The organism is Variovorax defluvii (genome assembly GCF_039541515.1).
In the GTDB taxonomy this organism is placed as follows: domain Bacteria; phylum Pseudomonadota; class Gammaproteobacteria; order Burkholderiales; family Burkholderiaceae_C; genus Variovorax; species Variovorax defluvii.
Window position 1 is genome coordinate 284,934 of the sequence record NZ_BAABGJ010000001.1, and the last position, 14,893, is coordinate 299,826.

Genomic DNA, 14,893 nt, shown 5'->3' on the forward strand with positions numbered 1-14,893 from the left:
GCCGCCCATACTCCAGGATCGGGTCGCGACCCGCGCAGCCCCATCCAAAGGAGAGCCTTCATGAACAAGACCATTCGTTCGAGCCTTGCCCTGGTCGTTGCGGCGAGCGGCCTCGCGCTGCCCGTCCTGTCGGCGGCGCAGGGCGGCGATGCCACCTTCCAGCGCGAGCGTGCCGTCTGCGACGGTATCCAGCAGGACCGCAGCGCGTGCTTGCGTGAAGCAGGCGCCGCGCGATTCGAAGCCCGCCGCGGCGGCCTCACCAGCGCCTCGCCCACCAGCTATGAACAGAACGCCCTCGCCCGCTGCAACCTGCAGCCGCCGTCCGACCGTGCGGCTTGCGAAGCCCGGGTGCGGGGCACGGGCATGACCTCGGTCGACGGCAGCGTGCTCGGGGGCGGGCTCATCCGGGAGACCGTCACGCCGATTCCAGCGCCGGTTCAGTAAACCGAGAGATAGAACACCAAAGACCTAGTTGTCATCTGGCTGTCACACAACACCAAGAAGGGCTGGCTATAGTTCTGAGCCAACCAGGAGGAATCCAGCCCATGAATGCCATCAAGGTGGCCCGCCGCTTCATCGAGACGGACCCGACCAACGAATCGGCTCAGATCCTCGCCCACCTCGTCCTGGCGCTCGAATCCGAACGCAGCTTCGAACTCGTGAAGCTCTACGACCTGGACTACAAGAGCTTCCAGCTGGCCATGGACATCCTGAAGGAATGGCGGCTCGACCGTTACTACGCGAGCAAGTCCAAGCTCTTCGACCTGTCGCTGCAGGTCAGTGAACTGCCGGACGGGGCCTGACATGCGCAGCGGCAGGTCCTGGCCGAGGCCGTGACCGAGTTCGAGCTCAAGTTCCAGGTCGACCCGCGGCACCGGGCCGCGGTCGAAGCGGCGGTCGCTCGCGGCCGCTCGCGCCAGGAGCGCCTGCAGGCGCGCTACTACGACACTGCCGATGGTGCGCTGGCCGCGTACCGCATCGTGCTGCGCATCCGCAAGGAAGGCCGCCGCTGGGTGCAGACGGCCAAGGCGGCCGGCGACAACGCCCTGCACCGGCTCGAGCACAACGTCGACATCCCCACCGCACGGGCCGGCGAGATGCCCTTGCCGCGCCTGGAGCGGCACGCCGGCACCCCGGTCGGCGAACGCATCGCGCAGGCACTGGACGCCGCCAGCGTGGCGCCGGCCGAAGCCCTCCTCGTGCCCCTCTACGGCACCGACATCCGCCGCACCACGCGCGAGCTGCGAACCGGCGATGCCCTGGTCGAACTGGCCTTCGACCGCGGCGAGGTACGCGCCGGCGAACGCACGCACCCGGTGTGCGAGCTCGAGATCGAGCTCAAGAGCGGCAGCCCTGAATCGGTGCTGGAACTGGCGCGCCGCTGGCGGGTGCGCTATCCGCTGTGGCTGGACACGGTGTCCAAGGCCGAGCGCGGCGAGCGGCTGGCGCGGGACGCCGTGTATGGCGAGGCGGTCCACGCCGAAGCGCCCGCGCTCGGCAAGAAGGCCACGGGGCCGCAGGTGTTCCGCACCGTGATCGGCACCTGCCTCGCCCAGATCCTGCCCAACGCGAGCGAAGTCGCCGCCGGCAGCCCGGACCCCGAGCACGTGCACCAGCTGCGCATCGGCATCCGCCGCCTGCGCACGGCGCTGCGCGAGATGGCGGATTTCGCGCCGGCCATCGATCCGGCCTGGGAGCCTGCCCTCGTGAATGCCTTCCGCGCGCTGGGCCGCCAGCGCGACCGCGAACATCTGGAGACCACGGTGCAGCCGCAGATCGAGGCCGCGGGCGGTCCGCCAGTGAACTGGCTCCGCCCGGCGGAAGCGGAGCCCGCAGCCGCGGACGTGGTGCGCGATCTCCCCTTCCAGCTGGTGCTGATCAGCCTGATCGCCGCCACGCTGCCCGACGCGCCGGAGGCTGCGGAAACGGCCGCGGGGGACCCTGCCGCCCGAGCACGCAAGCCGCTCCGCGCGCGTCTGAACAAGCTGCACCGCCAGGTCGTGCGCGACGGCCGTCACTTCGAGACCCTGGCGCCCGAGGCGCAGCACCGCGTGCGCAAACGCCTCAAGCGCTTGCGCTACCTGGGCGAATTCGTCGCGCCGATGTTCGATGAGGACGTGGCCGGCCGTTACCTGAAGGCGCTCAAGCCCGCCCAGGATGCGCTGGGCACCCACAACGACGCGGCCGTCGCCATGGACGCCTACCGCGAAGCGGCCGCGCAGGACGGAAATGCCTGGTTCGCGGTGGGCTGGCTCAGCGCGCGGCAGCCGCAGAGCGCACTCGAATGTCGCGCGGCGTTGGACCGGTTGGCGAAGGCGAGACGCTTCTGGAAACCCTCGTAGCCGCAAGCACCCAGAGCCCTGAGAGCTTTTTTGGGCACGTTCCACATGAGCTGCTGCATGGCATGAGATCGAGCCGATCTCATTGTCGAAGCGGATGCCGGCCGATCTCCCGACATGACGGCTCGCTGCAAGAAGTTTTGCCTGTGCCGATGTGGAACCATTTCCTCCTCTAGCCACTTATCTCGGCTCGATTCCTTCAGCACACTCGACATCGAAACATGTACGCCACATCCAACTTGCACGTTCAACGCCGCTTTAACAATACCGCCGCGGATCTCCCTGCCAGCACGACCTACAGCGAACGCATGGCACTGCTCAAGAAGCACGGCCATCCTGGTACCTCGCTGTTTATTTCATCCAAGGAGACGTGCCCAGGACTGCACCGGTTTCTGAACGGGCTAGAGGCGATCACGCGGGAAGACTCGCTCCAGATTTCGACATCGCTGAAGGCGCGTCTCGGTCGACAGGACGTCAAACTTCTGCACGCGATGCAAAAGCTGGATCCAGATTTCATCCCATGCCTGATGTTGTATGGGTCTGACCTTGGCAAGCCCGATTGGCGGGATCCGCAAGAAAGAAAGAAATTCGATGTGGAGTTTGAGCGGAACGCCGACGAACTCTGCGTCGTTCTCAGGGAAGCCGCGCAATTGGGGCTGACCTTCAATGTCGATGTCGGGGGCGCGGAGCCGATGGCCTTACGGGTCGCGCTTGCCCTGCATGACGTCATGAGCAGCCCGCAGTGCAAGGTGAAAGGTCTTCAACTCAGCGAGGACGATGACTTGTCTGAATTTCCCGAGACGCGCGAGGTGTTGCGTCAATGCATCAGGGATTGCTCGACATTGGAATGGGTCCGCTCCGCATCCTCGGCCATCGGCTTGTTGGCACGAGGCGTACCCACCTTCGAAATCACGTCGGCGGACCTTTTGATCGACGAGGACGAGATTGCAGAAATCTTGAACAGAGGCGGCACTCCAGCGGTGCATCTGACTTGCCAGGACTCACAATCGCATATCGTCCTCGCCAAGGCCATCCGGCATGGCAATTCAACACTTCCGGCGGATCTCGGTGTCCGTTCTGTCAAGTTGCATGACGAAGGCGCAATAAAGAAGCCCGAGAAGTTTGTTCTCAAGGAAATGGCGCGATGCATGGAGGACCTTTTCAGCACGCCTCATCTCACCCAACTGGAGATCCCGAACGTCGCTTGGCTCGCACGACTCGATCCAATGCGTGCCGCGGCGCTGATCCAGCGGAGCTCGCTTCAAACGCTGAGCTTTGAACGAAACGATGTCGAGAGCCCTGAAGGCCAGAAGGTTCTGGATCAATTGTGGCCTCACCTGCAGGCCAATCGGGACTTGGCCTTCCTGCCTTTGCAAAGGGCTGCGGCGGTCTGGTCGAGTCATCTTCTCAAGGGTGAGCAGATCGACCATCTAGCGCATCTCGTCGCCGACAAGTTGGCACCCTCCCCTGTCGACCGCAGCATCTTCACCAACCAGCGGAAAGACATGAGGGAGGCAGCAGCGAAGCAGTCAGAAAGAGAACTCGCGATCGAAGCGAAACGCAAGAAAATATGAAGTCAGGCCGAGTGGCGGCTTCGGGCCGCCTCGACGCCCCACACGCGCGGGTGATGTTGCAGGCAAATGACAACACGAGCTCACGCCCGCACCCCAAGCTCCCCCTGCGTGTTTCCATCCCGTGACCACTCCGATACGACTTCTTCGGGTTTTCACTTAGTTTTCCGCGACGACCTTTCCTCTCGCAAGCGGGGCCGATGTTTGGCCGCTCGCACGGACCAAGATGCGTCGCTGTCCGACAGGCTGTGTCGCGGGCATGGTCATTGCGGCGTTGCCCCATGTCTCTAAAAAGAGCTGTTCACCCAGGCCCTGGCGCACCTATGCTGCCAAAGCCCTGATGCGAAGAACGCCAAGAAAGCCTGCAGTGCCTCAGACCACCGCCCCCTTCACCGCCCAGGATCGCTATTTCTTCAGCGAGGGCACCCATGCCCGCCTCTACGACCAGCTCGGCTGCCACCCGCTCGCCGGAGGCGGCGCCCGATTCGCGGTCTGGGCACCGAACGCCGGATCGGTGTCCGTCGTGGGCGACTGGAACGGGTGGAACGCCGAAGCCCACCCTCTCCAGCCGCACGAAGACACCGGCATCTGGACCGGCAGCGTCGGCGAGGCCCGGCCGGGCCAAGCCTACAAATACCGCATCCGCTCGCACCATGGCGGCTACCAGGTCGACAAGGCCGACCCCTTCGCCTTCTTCTGCGAACACCCGCCCGACACCGCCTCGCGCGTCTGGACCCTCGACTACGAATGGCAGGACAGCGACTGGATGGCGACGCGCGGCCCGCGCAACGCGCTCGACGCGCCGATGTCCATCTACGAAGTCCATGCGGGCTCCTGGCGCCGCCGCGACGGCAACTTCCTGAACTACCGCGAGCTGGCCCCCCTGCTGGCCGACTACGTGCTCGAGATGGGCTTCACCCACGTGGAGCTGATGCCCATCACCGAGCATCCCTTCTACGGGTCCTGGGGCTACCAGACCACCGGCTACTTCGCGCCCACCGCACGCTACGGCACGCCGCAGGACTTCATGTTTTTCGTCGACCACCTGCACCAACGCGGCATCGGCGTGCTGCTGGACTGGGTGCCCTCCCACTTCCCTGCCGACGAGCATGGCCTGGGCTACTTCGACGGCACGCATCTCTACGAGCATGCCGATCCGAAGCAGGGCTTCCACCCCGAATGGAAGTCCAGCATCTTCAACTACGGCCGCCACGAAGTACGCAGCTTCCTGATCTCCTCGGCCCTGTTCTGGCTGGAGAAGTACCACCTCGACGGCCTGCGCGTGGACGCGGTGGCCTCGATGCTTTACCTCGACTACGGCCGCAAGCATGGCGAATGGATCCCCAACCGCCACGGCGGCCGCGAGAACCTCGAGGCGATCGAGTTCCTGCAGCACCTCAACCGCGCCGTCTACCGCGAGCACCCCGACACGCTCACCGTGGCCGAGGAATCCACCGCCTGGCCGCGCGTCTCGCGGCCCACCGACATGGACGGCCTGGGCTTCGGCATGAAGTGGAACATGGGCTGGATGCACGACACCCTGGCCTTCATGCACCAGGAGCCCATTCATCGCCGCTATCACCACCACCAGCTGACCTTCTCGCTGGTCTATGCCTTCAGCGAGAACTTCGTCCTGCCGCTGTCGCACGACGAAGTGGTCTACGGCAAAGGCTCGCTGGTCAACAAGATGCCCGGCGACAACTGGCAGCAGTTCGCCAACCTGCGCGCCCTGTTCGGCTACATGTGGGGCCACCCGGGCAAGAAGCTGCTTTTCATGGGCGGCGAGTTCGGCCAGCGGCGCGAATGGACACACGACGGCGAGCTCGAATGGTGGGTGGCCGCACTCGAAGGCCACGCGGGGCTGCAGCGCTTCGTGGCCCAGCTCAACCGGGTCTACCAGGCCACCCCGGCCCTGCACCAGCTCGACTTCTCCGGCGAAGGCTTCGAATGGATCGCGGCCGACGATGCGGAGCGCAGCGTGTTCGCCTTCCTGCGCAAGCCGCGCAAAGGCGCCGGTCCGCCGGTGCTGGTGGTGTGCAACCTGACGCCTGTTCCGCGCACCAACTACCTGCTGGGCGTCCCGGCCGGTGGACGCTGGCGTGAACTCATCAACAGCGATGCGGGCGAATTCGGCGGCGCGAGCTGGGGCAACTTCGGCGCCGTCGACGCCGCGCCGGTGCGCGCGCACGGCCGCATGCAGTCGCTGTGCCTCACGCTTCCCCCGCTGTCCACCCTCATGCTGGAACATGATCCCCATGCCTAAGAAGAGCAGCACCGCACAAGCCGCGCAAGACCTCGTCGCACCGCCGCCCGACGCCCCGGCGGCGGCGCCTCCCAAGGCACCCAGGAAGACCACCAGAACCGCAAAGACGGCAACGGCTGCAACGCCTGCGCCGCCCACGCCTGCCACCCTCGCCGCGCCGGCAGCCCCCGTGATCCGTCGCGCCGACGGCGAAGACGGCCGCGTGCGCGCCGTCATCGATGCCGTGCTGCCCCACGTGGACAACGGTCGCTTTCCCGTCAAGCGCGTGGTCGGCGAGACCCTGCGCGTGCGGGCCCACTGCTTTGCCGACGGCCACGACGTGCTGCGCGTGCTGCTGCGCTGGCGCGCCGAGGCCGACCCGGCCTGGGCCGAACTGCCGATGAAACCGCTCGGCAACGACGTGTGGGAGGCCGAGTTCGCGCCCCCCGCGATCGGCCGCTACCGCTACACCGTGACCGCCTGGGTCGACGCCTTCGCCTCCTGGCGCCACGACATGGCGCGCCGCCTCGAGCCGGAGGACATCCGCATCGCCTCGCAGGTCGGCGCCCAGGAGATCGCCGCCGCCGCGCAGCGCGCCGAGGGCGGCGAACGCCAGGCCCTGGAGCGCTGGAGCCGCGAACTGCAGGCCGCCGCGACCGGGGGCGGCATCGACGCCACCGCGCTCAAGGCCCTCGCCCTCGACGAAGCCCTCTCGGCCCTGGCCGCGCGCCATCCCGACCGCAGCCTCGCCACCCACCACGCCCTCGAACTGCCCCTGGTGGCCGACCGGGAACGCGCGCGCTTCAGCACCTGGTACGAACTCTTCCCGCGCTCGGCCGCGCCGGAAGGCGGCCGCCACGGCACCTTCAAGGACGTGGAAACCCGCCTGCCCGCCATCGCCGCCATGGGCTTCGACGTGCTCTACTTTCCGCCGATCCACCCCATCGGCCGCATCCAGCGCAAGGGCAGGAACAACACGCTCACGCCGACGGCGGACGACGTGGGCAGCCCCTGGGCCATCGGCGCGGAGGAAGGCGGCCACAAGTCCATCCTGCCCGAACTCGGCACGGCGGAGGACTTCCGCCACCTGCGCGAAGCGGCCGAAAGCCAGGGCATCGAGCTGGCGCTGGACATCGCCTTCCAGTGCGCGCCCGACCACCCCTACGTGAAGGCGCATCCCGCCTGGTTCCGCTGGCGGCCCGACGGCACCGTGCAGTACGCCGAGAACCCGCCCAAGAAGTACCAGGACATCTACCCCTTCAACTTCGAGACCGAGGACTGGCAAGCCCTGTGGATCGAGCTGAAGAGCATCTTCGAGCACTGGATCGGCGAGGGCGTGAAGATCTTCCGCGTCGACAACCCGCACACCAAGGCCTTCCCCTTCTGGGAATGGGCCATCACCGAACTCAAGCGTGCGCACCCCGAGGTGCTGTTCCTGGCCGAAGCCTTCACCCGGCCCAAGGTGATGCACCGGCTGGCCAAGCTCGGCTACTCGCAGTCCTACACCTACTTCACCTGGCGCAACACCAAGCAGGAACTCACCGAGTACTTCACCGAGCTCTCCGAGGGCCTGGGCAGCGATTACTTCCGCCCCAACGTCTGGCCCAACACGCCCGACATCCTGCACGCACAGCTGCAGGGTGGCGAGACCTCGGTCTTCATGGCGCGGCTGGTGCTGGCCGGCACCCTGGCTGCCAGCTACGGCATCTACGGCCCCGCCTACGAACTGCGCGAGCACCTGCCGCGCGAGCAGGGCAGCGAGGAGTACCTGGACTCGGAGAAGTACCAGCTTCGCCATTGGAACCACGACGACCCGGAAAGCCTGGCGCCCTTCATCGCCCGCGTCAACCGCATCCGCCGCGACAACCCCGCCCTGCAGTGGGACCGCGACCTGCGCTTCTTCCCCATCGACAACGACCAGCTCATCGCCTACGCCAAGCGCTCGCCGGACGGCGCCAACGTCATCCTGTGCGTGGTCAACCTGGACCCCCACAACGTGCACTCGGGCTGGCTGGAACTCGACCTGGACCACCTGGGCTGCGCCCCCGGGCACTCCTTCCAGGTGCATGATCTGCTGAGCAACCAGCGCTTCCTGTGGCAGGGCGGCCGACAGTTCATCCACCTCGATCCGCACAGCGTCCCGGCGCACGTCTTCCTGGTGCGCCGCCGCTCGCGCGACGAGCGCGACTTCGACTACTTCCTGTGAGGGTCCCCGCATGAACGCACCGGTCTCCCACCTGCTCCTCGAAACCGTCGAAATCGACAGCAGCGACGATCCGCAGTGGTACCGCGACGCGGTGATCTACCAGCTCAACGTCAAGGCCTTCTTCGATTCCAACAACGACGGCTACGGCGACTTCAAGGGAGTGACGGCCAAGCTCGACTACGTGAAGGAACTGGGCGTCAACACCATCTGGCTGATGCCCTTCTACCCCTCGCCGCTGCGCGACGACGGCTACGACATCGCCGAGTACGAAGACGTGCACCCGCAGTACGGCACGCTCGACGACTTCAAGGAGATGCTGGACGAGGCCCACAAGCGCGGGCTGCGGGTCATCACCGAGCTGGTCATCAACCACACCTCCAGCGACCACCCCTGGTTCCAGGCCGCACGGCGCGCACCGCCCGGCTCGCCCGAGCGCGACTTCTACGTCTGGAGCGACACCGACCAGCTCTACCAGGGCACGCGCATCATCTTCACCGACACCGAGACCTCCAACTGGACCTGGGACCCGGTGGCCAAGGCCTACTACTGGCACCGCTTCTTCAGCCACCAGCCCGACCTGAACTTCGACAACCCGGCGGTGCTGGAAGCCGTGTTCAAGACCATGCGCTTCTGGCTCGACATGGGCGTGGACGGCTTCCGGCTCGATGCCATCCCCTACCTGGTGGAGCGCGACGGCACCAGCAACGAGAACCTGCCCGAGACCCACGCCGTCATCAAGAAGCTGCGCGCCGCCATCGATGCGCAGTACAAGAACCGCTTTCTGCTCGCCGAGGCCAACATGTGGCCCGAGGACGTGCGCGAGTACTTCGGCGACGGCGACGAATGCCACATGGCCTACCACTTCCCGCTGATGCCGCGCATGTACATGGCCATCGCGCAGGAGGACCGGCACCCCATCGTCGAGATCATCCAGCAGACGCCCGAGATCCCAGACACCTGCCAGTGGGCCATCTTCCTGCGCAACCACGACGAGCTGACGCTGGAGATGGTCACCAGCAAGGAACGCGACTACATGTACCTCATGTACGCGGCCGACAAGCGCGCCCGCATCAACGTGGGCATCCGCCGCCGGCTGGCGCCGCTGATGGAAAACGACATGGACCGCGTGAAGCTGATGAACGCGATGCTGCTGTCGATGCCCGGCTCGCCCATCATCTACTACGGCGACGAGATCGGCATGGGCGACAACTTCTTCGTCGGCGACCGCAACGGCGTGCGCACGCCCATGCAGTGGAGCCCCGACCGCAACGCGGGCTTCTCGCGCGCCGATCCGCAGCGCCTGTACCTGCAGCCGATCATGGACGCCATGTACGGCTTCGAGGCCCTCAACGTCGAGGCCCAGGCCCGCGATGCCAGCTCGCTGCTGAACTGGACGCGCCGCATGCTCGCCGTGCGCAAGACCAGCCACGCCTTCGGCCGCGGCAAGCGCGTCTTCCTCAGGCCGGGCAACCGCAAGATCCTGGCCTACCTCAGCGAGTACGAGAACGACACCATCCTCACCGTCTTCAACCTCTCGCGCGCGGCGCAGCCGGTGGAGCTGGACCTGTCCGCGCACAAGACCAAGATCCCCGTCGAGATGCTCGGGCGCACGTCCTTCCCGCCGATCGGCGAGCTGCCCTACCTGCTGACCCTGCCTTCCTACGGCTTCTACTGGTTCCGCCTCACGCAGGACGCCGAGATGCCCAGCTGGCACCAGGAGGGCGTGGGCCTGCAGGACCGCCCGACCCTGGTGCTTTTCGACGGCTGGACCAGCTTCTTCCGCGACCGCGTCATGCCCTGGCGCATCGGCATGGCCGAGCGCATGGCCACGCAGTTCGAGACCGACACGCTGCCGCGCTTCATCGAGATCCAGCGCTGGTATGCCTCCAAGGGCTCGCCGGTCGCGCGTGCCCGCATTCGGGACCACGCCGTGTGGGACAGCGAAGGCTTCAGCTGGATGCTGCCGCTGGTCTCGCTCGAAGGGCCGTCCGACGACTCGACCTACTTCGTGCCGCTCGCCCTCGCCTGGGAGGACCTCGACGAGGAGCGCCTCAACCGCCTGACCCAGGCCGGCGTCGCCAAGGTGCGCCAGCAGGCGAACGTCGGCGTGATGGCCGACGCCTTCTACGACGAGTCCTTCTGCCGCGCCATGGTCCGAGCCGTGCGCGACGGGCTCGAACTCAAGGCCGCCCGCGGCCGTCTGCGCTTCGTCCCCACCGAGGCGTTCCGCGAGATCACCGCCGACCTCGACGCCCTGCCGGTGCGCCGCCCCGGCGCGCAGAGCAGCAACACCGTCGTGACGTTCAACGAGACCCTCTTCCTCAAGGCCTACCGCCGCGTGCGCGAGGGCGCCAACCCCGAGGTGGAAATGGGCCGCTTCCTCACCAGCGTGGCGCGCTTCCCCCACTGCGTGCCGGTGCTGGGCGCGCTCGAATACATCGGCGACGATGGGCGCACCATGACGCTGGCGATGGTCCAGCGCTACGTCGCCAACCAGGGCGACGGCTGGGTCTACACCCTCGGCTACCTGGAGCGCTTCCTGGACGAGCTGCGCACCGCCGGCGAGAAGACGCTGGACGCCGCCACCCCGGAAGAGGCGCATGCCGGCTTCACCGCCCTGATGGCGGTGCTCGGCCGGCGCACCGCCGAGCTGCACCTGGCCCTGGCCCGGCGCACCGGCGATGCCGCTTTCGACCCCGAGCCGCTGCTGCCGGAAGACATCGAAGCCATGCGCGAGCATGCGCTCGCCGACGCGCAGGCCACGCTGGCGCAACTGCGCGAACGCCTGCCCCAGCTGCCGCCGCAGGCGCAGGAGGATTCGCACACCCTGCTGGCGCGCCAGGAAGGACTGCTGGCACGCACGCGGGCCCTCGGGGCCGGGGGCCTGGGCGGATCGAAGACCCGCTACCACGGCGACTACCACCTGGGCCAGGTGCTGGTGAGCGACAACGACTTCGTGATCATCGACTTCGAGGGCGAACCCACCCGCAGCTTCGACGAACGCCGCGCCCGCAGCTCGCCGCTGCGCGACGTGGCCGGCATGCTGCGCTCCTTCAACTACGCGCGCTGGTCGGCCCTCAAGCGGGCGGCGCAGAACGCGGACGAGCTGCAGCGCCTGGACGCGGCGGCACGCGAATGGGAGCGCGTCACGCGCGAAGCCTTTCTCGCCGCCTACGTGAGCACGATGGGCGGGCACGAAGCTGCGTCGCCGATCGACATGCAGCTGCTGGAACTCTTCGAACTCGAAAAGGCACTGTACGAGCTGCGCTACGAGCTGAACAATCGAACCGACTGGGTCCAGGTCCCGCTGCAGGGATTGATTGCCCTGGCTGGCCGCACGCCCGCCGCATCCTGACGAACCGCGCGCCGCGCCGGCGAGCCAACGGAGAAGACATCATGGAAAGCTTCGGAATCCACCTGGAGCCCTTGCGGGCGATCCTGTTCCAGATCGGCGCCTTTCTGCCGCGCCTGCTCATCGCGCTCGTGGTGGTGGTGGCGGGCTGGCTGCTCGCCAAGGTCGCGCGCTTCACCGTCGTGAAAGGCCTGCGCGCCATCAACTTCCCGGTACTCACCGAGCGCGCCGGGCTCGACAACTTCCTGCGCCAGGGGGGCACCCTCGGCGACACGACCAACCTGTTCGGCCTGCTCGTGTACTGGCTGGTGATCCTCGCCACGCTGCTCATCGCCTTCAACGGCCTGGGCCTGACCTACATCACCGACCTGCTCACGCGCGTCGTGTGGTTCGTGCCCAATGTCTTCGTCGCGCTGCTCATCCTGGCCTTCGGCGCGTACTTCGCCCGCTTCGTCGGCGACACGGTCGCCACCTACGGGCGCAACATCAAGCTGCAGGATGCTGCCTTCCTGGGCAAGCTGGCGCAGTACGCGATCCTCATCTTCGTGGTGCTGATCGCGCTGGACCAGCTCAAGGTGGGCGGCGACATCGTGCGCGAGAGCTTCCTCGTCATCCTCGCGGGCGTGGTGTTCGCCCTGGCGCTGGCCTTCGGGCTCGGCGGCAAGGACTGGGCGGCCGAGCGCATCGAGTCGTGGTGGCCGCGCGAGCGCAAGGACCCGGCCGAGCGACTGGAAGAACGCATGGAGGAGCGCAAGTTCCGTCGATGAAAACCAACGACCTGATCACCGCCGTCTGGCCTGGCCGCCCCTACCCCCCCGGCGCCCACTGGGACGGCGAAGGCGTCAACTTCGCGCTCTTCTCGCAGCACGCCACCAAGGTCGAGCTGTGCATCTTCGACGAAAAAGGCCGCCACGACCGGCACCGCATCACGGTGCGCGAACGCACCGACGACGTGTGGCACTGCTACCTGCCCGAGGCGCGCCCCGGCCTGGCCTACGGCTACCGCGTGCACGGTCCCTACAAGCCCGAGGAGGGGCACCGCTTCAACCCCCACAAGCTGCTGATCGACCCCTACGCCAAGGACCTGGTGGGCCAGCTGCGCTGGGGTGACGCGCTCTACGGCTACACCGTCGGCAGCAAGCGGGAGGACCTGTCATTCGACCGCCGCGACAGCGCACCGCTGATGCCCAAGGCCCGCGTGCTCGAGCCGGCCTTCACCTGGGGCGACGACCGCCGGCCGCAGATCGCGTGGCACGACATGGTGATCTACGAGATGCACGTGCGCGGCTTCACCATGATGCATCCCGACGTGCCGCCGCAGCTGCGCGGCACCTACGCGGGCCTGGGCTGCGCGCCGGTGGTCGATTACCTGAGGCGCCTGGGCGTCACCACCGTCGAGCTGCTGCCGGTGCACAGCTTCATCAACGACCGCCGGCTGGCCGAACAGGGCCTGCAGAACTACTGGGGCTACAACACCCTGTGCTACTTCGCGCCCGAGATGCGCTACAGCGCCTCGCAGAAGGTCAAGGAATTCAAGACCATGGTGAAGACGCTGCACAGCGCCGGCATCGAAGTCATCCTCGACGTGGTCTACAACCACACCTGCGAGGGACATCAGCTGGGCCCCACGCTGTCGCTGCGCGGCGTGGACAACGCGAGCTACTACATCACCACCGCCGGCCAACGCCGCTTCTACGACGACTTCACCGGCTGCGGCAACACCGTCAACCTGGAGCATCCGCGCGCCCTGCAGCTGGTGATGGACTCGCTGCGCTACTGGGTGGAGGAGATGCACGTGGACGGCTTCCGCTTCGACCTGGCCTCCGCGCTGGCGCGCGAGTCGGGCAAGGTGGAGAACCTCGGCGGCTTCTTCGATGCGATCCGGCAGGACCCGACACTCAACCGGGTGAAGCTGATCGCCGAGCCCTGGGACCTGGGGCACGGCGGGTACCGCGTCGGCAACTTCCCTTACGGCTGGGCCGAGTGGAACGACCGCTATCGGGACGGTGTGCGCGCGTACTGGAAGGGCGATGGCGGCACGCTGGGCGAGTTCGCGCAGCGGCTGGCCGGATCGCAGGACCTGTATGGCTGGTCGGGGCGGCATCCCAACTCGAGCATCAACTTCGTGACCGCGCACGACGGGTTCACGCTCAACGACCTCGTTTCCTACAACGAGAAGCACAACGAGGCCAATGGGGAAGACAACCGGGACGGCAACAACCACAACCTGTCGTGGAACTGCGGGGTGGAGGGGCCGACGGAAGATGCGGCCATTCTTTCGCTCAGGGCGCGGCAGATGCGCAACCTGCTGGCCACCTTGCTGCTGTCGCAGGGGGTGCCGATGCTGCTGGCGGGCGACGAGCGCGGCCATACGCAAAGCGGCAACAACAATGTGTACTGCCAGGACAACGAGCGGGCCTGGCTGGAGTGGGGCGACGACGCGGAGCGCGAGGCGCTGACCACCTTCGTGCAGCGGGTGATCGCGCTGCGCCGGTCGCATCCGACCTTCCGCCGGCGCGGCTTCTTCGTGGGCCGGCCACCGGAGGGCAGCGACATCAACGACGTGTGCTGGCTGCGGCCAGATGCGCAGGAGATGATGCCCGAGGACTGGAACAACGGAGAGGCGCGTGCGCTGGCGATGCTGGTGTCGGGGCTCGGCATCGCCGAATGCGGGCCGCGCGGCGAGGCGGTGCGGGACGATGACTTCCTGCTGCTGTTCAACGCGCACCACGATGACGTGGAGTTCACCTTGCCAGCTGCCGGCGGGGCCTGGCATCTTCTGATCGATACGGCTACGGGGGCTTTGCCGCCGAAGGACGGGGAGAGCCGTGCTTCCACGCTGCCTGTCTGGAAGGAGGACAGGTATCGGCTGCAGAGCCGGTCGTTCGTGTTGATGAGTCGAGGGGTGCGGGGGGCGGGGGATGGGGTGCCTGTGGAAGGCGCCGTATGAGTGGTTCGGCTGCCTTGCGCCTTGACGCGCTGGGTGCGGGGTTGACTGGGGCTTTGTTTTCGCGTTGTTCTTGTTGTGGCTTGGACTTGCCACGTTTGTTTTTGCCTTGTTGGTTGGGTGGCGCAGGAGCCGGGAATTTGGCTCTTGGGCCTTTGTTTTGGCCTTGCTTGTTGTGTGGCGCAGGAGCCTTGAATTTGGCTCTTGGGCCTTTGTTTTGGCCTTGCTTGTTGTGT

The 14,893-nt window shown here is 66.8% G+C and carries 9 protein-coding genes; all 9 read left to right on the forward strand.

Annotated features, from left to right (window positions below; all coding sequences use genetic code 11):
* Positions 1 to 60 precede the first annotated feature (60 nt).
* The 9 genes from ABEA07_RS01355 to glgX all read left to right on the forward strand — a co-directional run bounded on the left by ABEA07_RS01355 (position 61) and on the right by glgX (position 14,660).
* Positions 61 to 444, forward strand: coding sequence for a hypothetical protein (locus tag ABEA07_RS01355; protein ID WP_345535373.1), 384 nt, complete (start codon positions 61 to 63; stop codon positions 442 to 444).
* 101 nt (positions 445 to 545) lie between these two features.
* The gene (locus ABEA07_RS01360; protein WP_345535375.1) at positions 546 to 803 is read left to right on the forward strand and encodes a hypothetical protein; all 258 of its coding nucleotides are present in this window, start codon (positions 546 to 548) and stop codon (positions 801 to 803) included.
* Between the two features lie 30 nt (positions 804 to 833).
* Positions 834 to 2,342, forward strand: coding sequence for a CYTH and CHAD domain-containing protein (locus tag ABEA07_RS01365; RefSeq protein ID WP_345535377.1), 1,509 nt, complete (start codon positions 834 to 836; stop codon positions 2,340 to 2,342).
* A 218-nt stretch (positions 2,343 to 2,560) separates the two neighbouring features.
* Positions 2,561 to 3,913 (forward strand): hypothetical protein, encoded by a 1,353-nt coding sequence (locus ABEA07_RS01370; RefSeq protein WP_345535379.1) that lies wholly within the window; start codon positions 2,561 to 2,563, stop codon positions 3,911 to 3,913.
* 337 nt (positions 3,914 to 4,250) lie between these two features.
* Positions 4,251 to 6,173, forward strand: a complete 1,923-nt coding sequence (gene glgB, locus ABEA07_RS01375; RefSeq protein WP_425584053.1) for a 1,4-alpha-glucan branching protein GlgB — start codon at positions 4,251 to 4,253, stop codon at positions 6,171 to 6,173.
* Positions 6,166 to 8,358: an alpha-1,4-glucan--maltose-1-phosphate maltosyltransferase gene (locus ABEA07_RS01380; RefSeq protein WP_345535381.1), complete on the forward strand. Its 2,193-nt coding sequence runs from the start codon at positions 6,166 to 6,168 to the stop codon at positions 8,356 to 8,358. The genes glgB and ABEA07_RS01380 overlap by 8 nt, the downstream gene beginning before the upstream one ends.
* Before the next feature lie 10 nt (positions 8,359 to 8,368).
* Positions 8,369 to 11,713: a maltose alpha-D-glucosyltransferase gene (treS, locus tag ABEA07_RS01385; protein WP_345535382.1), complete on the forward strand. Its 3,345-nt coding sequence runs from the start codon at positions 8,369 to 8,371 to the stop codon at positions 11,711 to 11,713.
* A gap of 41 nt (positions 11,714 to 11,754) precedes the next feature.
* Positions 11,755 to 12,477: a mechanosensitive ion channel family protein gene (locus ABEA07_RS01390; RefSeq protein WP_345535384.1), complete on the forward strand. Its 723-nt coding sequence runs from the start codon at positions 11,755 to 11,757 to the stop codon at positions 12,475 to 12,477.
* Positions 12,474 to 14,660, forward strand: coding sequence for a glycogen debranching protein GlgX (gene glgX / locus ABEA07_RS01395; protein WP_345535385.1), 2,187 nt, complete (start codon positions 12,474 to 12,476; stop codon positions 14,658 to 14,660). Before ABEA07_RS01390 ends, glgX begins: the two co-directional genes overlap by 4 nt.
* The last annotated feature ends 233 nt before the right edge of the window (positions 14,661 to 14,893 follow it).

Coding starts and splice junctions, on each gene's coding strand:
- ABEA07_RS01355 (WP_345535373.1), top strand. CDS start 61: ATGAACAAGACCATTCGTTCGAGCCTTGCCCTGGTCGTTGCGGCGAGC.
- ABEA07_RS01360 (WP_345535375.1), top strand. CDS start 546: ATGAATGCCATCAAGGTGGCCCGCCGCTTCATCGAGACGGACCCGACC.
- ABEA07_RS01370 (WP_345535379.1), top strand. CDS start 2,561: ATGTACGCCACATCCAACTTGCACGTTCAACGCCGCTTTAACAATACC.
- glgB (WP_425584053.1), top strand. CDS start 4,251: ATGCGAAGAACGCCAAGAAAGCCTGCAGTGCCTCAGACCACCGCCCCC.
- ABEA07_RS01380 (WP_345535381.1), top strand. CDS start 6,166: ATGCCTAAGAAGAGCAGCACCGCACAAGCCGCGCAAGACCTCGTCGCA.
- treS (WP_345535382.1), top strand. CDS start 8,369: ATGAACGCACCGGTCTCCCACCTGCTCCTCGAAACCGTCGAAATCGAC.
- ABEA07_RS01390 (WP_345535384.1), top strand. CDS start 11,755: ATGGAAAGCTTCGGAATCCACCTGGAGCCCTTGCGGGCGATCCTGTTC.
- glgX (WP_345535385.1), top strand. CDS start 12,474: ATGAAAACCAACGACCTGATCACCGCCGTCTGGCCTGGCCGCCCCTAC.